This window comes from Chlorogloea sp. CCALA 695 (assembly GCF_003003885.1).
In the GTDB taxonomy this organism is placed as follows: domain Bacteria; phylum Cyanobacteriota; class Cyanobacteriia; order Cyanobacteriales; family Chroococcidiopsidaceae; genus Aliterella.
Window position 1 is genome coordinate 1 of sequence record NZ_PVWN01000124.1, and the last position, 4,059, is coordinate 4,059.

A 4,059-nucleotide genomic window follows, 5' to 3' on the forward strand; every position below is an offset into this window, starting at 1 on the left:
GAGCTTGGTCAAATACATCGAAAAAGTGCTGAGAGAATTTGGCGAAAACTATGTAATTAATTTTGTCTAACTACTTACCTTAATTCAGTCCTGTAAAGATGTCAAATCAGTTCTATAGAGCACTAAGATTTCCAATCTCTCCTTCTGTTCAAGATTTAGAAATCCTTTAGCAGCCATTGCTCCTCCACCCTTGGTTTTAAATTTTTATTTTATGCTTTTTATATGTCTATCAGCTTACTGCCCTTAAAAGGGTTAGATTTGGTCATTGCGAGAAGTCAGATTAGGAGTACAAGCCTTCAACTTTACCATCTCTTAATTTTTGCAGCACAACCACCGAAGTTACTTTTCTCAGAAGAGTTAATGTCCACTTCTTATGTTTGCAACCGCTCCACAAATAACGTTTCCAGTCGCGTTATTATTTGCCTTTGTTCTATCAGTAACGTCTTGAGTTCAACAATTTCTTCTTCTCGAAGCAAATTTAGCTTGTCCTGCATCAATTCAATTTCAAGTTCCGCTTTTTGATTGACTTCGTAATCATGCTTTGCATCTACTCGGTCAATAACAGCTTGTCGATTTTGACTCATCATAATGATCGGAGCAGCGTAAGCCGCCTGAAATGACAACATCAGGTTCAGTAAAATAAAAGGATATGGGTCCCAATGCTGTGAAACCCCAACCACATTGAGAGTGACCCAAACAGCTAAGAGAACGCTCTGAATAATAATGAAGCGCCATGAACCCATAATGGCTGCAACCTGATCTGAAACGCGATCACCAAGCGAAAATCTTTGTTTAGGTAGTTTTTGAGCAGGTTTTCGCTCCCGTAATTGCTGGAGAAGCTTATATTCTTCGGGACTAACTCGCGTCCGCATTAATCTTTCTCGATTCATATTTTATTCCTGACGGAGTAGCAGCAGAGCTGAAAGTTAGACAGCTTGAATATTGTAGCCTTTTGTGGTGGAAAAAAGAGCGGTTTTGTGTGGGAGCGTAACAAATCGAGCTGTTTTTATCACATCTGTATTACTTTTTTGATTGAAAGGGCGTTTATTGAGAAAATCAGCGTGAAAACGCTTAAGTAGTCAGGCGGAATTAAACTTAAAACGTTCCAGTGTATAACCACCTTTAACACTCCGAGCTTCCATTCCATCCATGATGGCAAGGGCTGAATCATATTCATCCTCAAACGTCCGTGAGCGCAATTTCATGAGTCTTGAGTTGATGCCATTGCTCTCCAATCCGATTCATTTCGGAACAATATGGGGGTAGGAGGAACAGAAACAAAAGAGTGAGAACGCCAGCGTTGCCACTGTTGACGAGTCAGGTTGCTTTTATGCAAGGAACCATTATCTTGTACTACCACGGTCATCCGCCCGGTTGTCCTGAGAGTCTCAAATGCAAGTTCAGCAACCCAATCGATTAAAGCGTTTGTGAAAATAGTTAGAATCACCCGAAGATATTAGCAGAAATTTGATGGAAAACTATTAATATCTATGTTACGTTATTTATTGAAGATTACATTCGGCTGCATAGTTTATTTTTAAACACTATAAGTCTCTCCGAATCTAACTCTCAATACCTAATGATTCTGGAGATTTTTCATGTCATTGTATGTTGGTAATCTTTCCTACGATGTTGAGGAAAACGATCTTAAGCAAGTCTTTGTAGAATACGGAACTGTTAATCGTGTTCAAATACCTACGGACCGAGAGACAGGGCGCAAAAGAGGTTTCGCTTTCGTAGAAATGGGCGCAGAAACAGAAGAAGATGCAGCGATTGAGGCTCTTGACGGTGCTGAATGGATGGGTCGGTCTTTGAAAGTCAACAAAGCTAAACCCAAAGAAGATAGAGGTTCTTCTAGTGGTAGAAGAGGAGATAGTGGCGGTGGTTATTCTAGGCGCTAATTAAATCTTAAGCTAAATACATTTTCAAGCTGGCAGTGCTTGATTCACAACGGCTTTAGCGGCAGCTAAAGCTTTTTGGTGTGTAACTTTAGTAAGATTTAATTTGAGTAGAAAAAACCTTTATTCGCTGGCATAATGTTAGCCCACAACTATTATTAGATAGTAGCATTAATTAATTAAGTAAATCAAGTCGCAATATCCATTTTGTTAAGCTTGCACATTAAGTTTTTCAAGTAAAATATTCTTTTTCCCAGCAGCTATTTTATCCAAAAGCTACAATTAATACTTACTTAAAACCTGCTTATTGCCTTAAATCATTTTACTTGCGGCTCTGTTTACTCAAGCAATTTGGGTCGATAGATGTCGGGAAAACTAATCTCGTATGAGGATTTTCCTGGGCTAGAGCGATAGCACTCTGGGGACGTGCCAGTTGCAATAAGTACCATTTCCTACCATCCTTTTCCCATACGGCTAGTAAGTCGAATCCATCACGAGGGGTTATGGCAATTGGTTTGTGCTGCATGATAATTCTCTTTAACAACGAGTGGTTACTTTTGTTTCGATACGCTGCCGACTTCTTGTAAAAACTTCAATACAGGCGCTCGCCCTTTGGCATTGCCGGATATTAAACATGGCTACATGGGTTCTTGACAAAGGTAATTTCATTGCTTTGGACAACCATTTGTATGCGGTTTGACGGCTAGAGAAAACACCAGACTGCCACAAGGGGTCGAACTTCCGATGAGCTAAACTGCGCCACCTCCGTAACTCTTTGTTGGCTAGAGTCCCCAGTGCAATGATGGTTTTGGGATGACACCCCACCCTAGCGTCGCAGTTGGGGTAAGCATCACATAGGTAGATGAATCCGTAACTTTGGTCATAAATTGTGACTTTACCCATAACCTTGCCGCAATGGTAAGCTTATGCTTCCACTAAAGTGTGGCTTGCTTATAGTTCCAAACCAATTTATCTTCGCGCTGCTTTAAAAGCAGTACGAACCTCTTGAAGAGCAAAAACAGCCTGGTTTAGTCAATAGCTTTGAAGTAGCTGGTTTACTAGGTATAAAGACCTTGATTATGAAATTGCCTAATAGCCTGAAAGACCTCCTCGCAACACTATTCGATTTGTTTGATGCGAGATTTTTTAATATATTTAATGTACTGCGCTGAAATTGCCCTTTCATAGCTCTGGGAAATGCCTGTAAAGAATTCGCTTAAGATACCCAGTGAGGTTGGCTACTACTGTCATAGGTAGCGGTTATTCGTTCCTTTGGAGCAAATCTTGAAGTAGCTGTGGAGTGCGATCGCGCATTGAACTTTACGTCAAGTTTTTTTCTACTGCAATCTTCTACTTGGTTCTGAGGGGTAGCAGAAAACTGATTAGAATTCTCCTTAACAATCTTTTGAGTCAAAAAATCAAGCACAGATACCTGAAGAATAAAACAGATTTTCACTCCTTACATTCAGTTTTGGCAAGACTTTTCCCATCTACCACATCCAAACCTTGTTTTTGGGAATTTCGAGCATACGAGCAAAAGCAAATGCCTGTGACTGCGTAGCCAGTAGAACAAGACTGAGCAACCCCTAATGGCATAAAGCCACGAATCACTCGGACACAAAGTAATTAACTTCTCCAAGCAAAATTGAGCAACGCCTAACGGCATGAGGCCACGAAATACCCAAATGCGACGCCAGGGTGGGCTCCCATCCTGGCACTTGAGCAGCGCCTAACGGCATAAAGCCACGAATCGAGTGCCTACGTGAAAACCCTTGACTGAGAAAGGCTCATTTACAATCTTACAAGCACCTTCGAGATGGAGAACCCGACGAAAACACAAAATTTACTAAATTCTCCCTTACCTTCAGCCCCTCAAACTAAGTCCATATAAACTTTTCCAGAAATGGCAAGCTTATCCTTCCAATTTGGACTAATGGCAAACTTATGGTTCCCATCTGTCAATTATATCCAAAATTAGCTGACGCAAAAATGAGGGCTATAGTGTTGTTGACGGCAAACTTATGGTTCCAGTTGTGGCAATATTATGGGTAAATTTACACTTCGCGCTGTCTATTAACGACACACTAAGCTGATAGACATTTAACTTGTAAGAACTTTATTTCCTTTATTACGGAGCTTTCTATTCCAATTAATTACTAAG

The 4,059-nt window shown here is 40.5% G+C and carries 6 protein-coding genes; 1 reads left to right on the forward strand and 5 read right to left on the reverse strand.

The features are described from left to right. Positions 1–371 precede the first annotated feature (371 nt). From C7B70_RS25135 to C7B70_RS26705, 3 genes are all read right to left on the reverse strand, one after another. Positions 372–890: a DUF1003 domain-containing protein gene (locus tag C7B70_RS25135; protein WP_106371604.1), complete on the reverse strand. Its 519-nt coding sequence runs from the start codon at positions 888–890 to the stop codon at positions 372–374. Between the two features lie 189 nt (positions 891–1,079). After that, positions 1,080–1,205 (reverse strand): hypothetical protein, encoded by a 126-nt coding sequence (locus C7B70_RS28595; RefSeq protein WP_255409387.1) that lies wholly within the window; start codon positions 1,203–1,205, stop codon positions 1,080–1,082. Next, the gene (locus C7B70_RS26705) at positions 1,202–1,366 is read right to left on the reverse strand and encodes a hypothetical protein (protein ID WP_158260596.1); all 165 of its coding nucleotides are present in this window, start codon (positions 1,364–1,366) and stop codon (positions 1,202–1,204) included. The genes C7B70_RS28595 and C7B70_RS26705 overlap by 4 nt, the downstream gene beginning before the upstream one ends. Positions 1,367–1,598: 232 nt before the next feature. On the opposite strand from C7B70_RS26705, the gene C7B70_RS25145 reads away from it, so the two are divergent. Next, the gene (locus C7B70_RS25145) at positions 1,599–1,901 is read left to right on the forward strand and encodes an RNA-binding protein (protein WP_106371606.1); all 303 of its coding nucleotides are present in this window, start codon (positions 1,599–1,601) and stop codon (positions 1,899–1,901) included. A 319-nt stretch (positions 1,902–2,220) separates the two neighbouring features. Here C7B70_RS25145 and C7B70_RS25150 read toward each other — a convergent pair whose 3' ends face one another. Both C7B70_RS25150 and C7B70_RS25155 read right to left on the reverse strand, forming a co-directional pair. After that, a complete protein-coding gene (locus tag C7B70_RS25150) occupies positions 2,221–2,424 on the reverse strand; it encodes a hypothetical protein (protein WP_106371607.1) in 204 nt (67 codons plus the stop codon). 11 nt (positions 2,425–2,435) lie between these two features. Next, on the reverse strand, positions 2,436–2,801 hold the full coding sequence (locus C7B70_RS25155) for a zinc-finger-containing protein (protein ID WP_106371608.1): 366 nt from the start codon (positions 2,799–2,801) through the stop codon (positions 2,436–2,438). Positions 2,802–4,059: the final 1,258 nt, after the last annotated feature.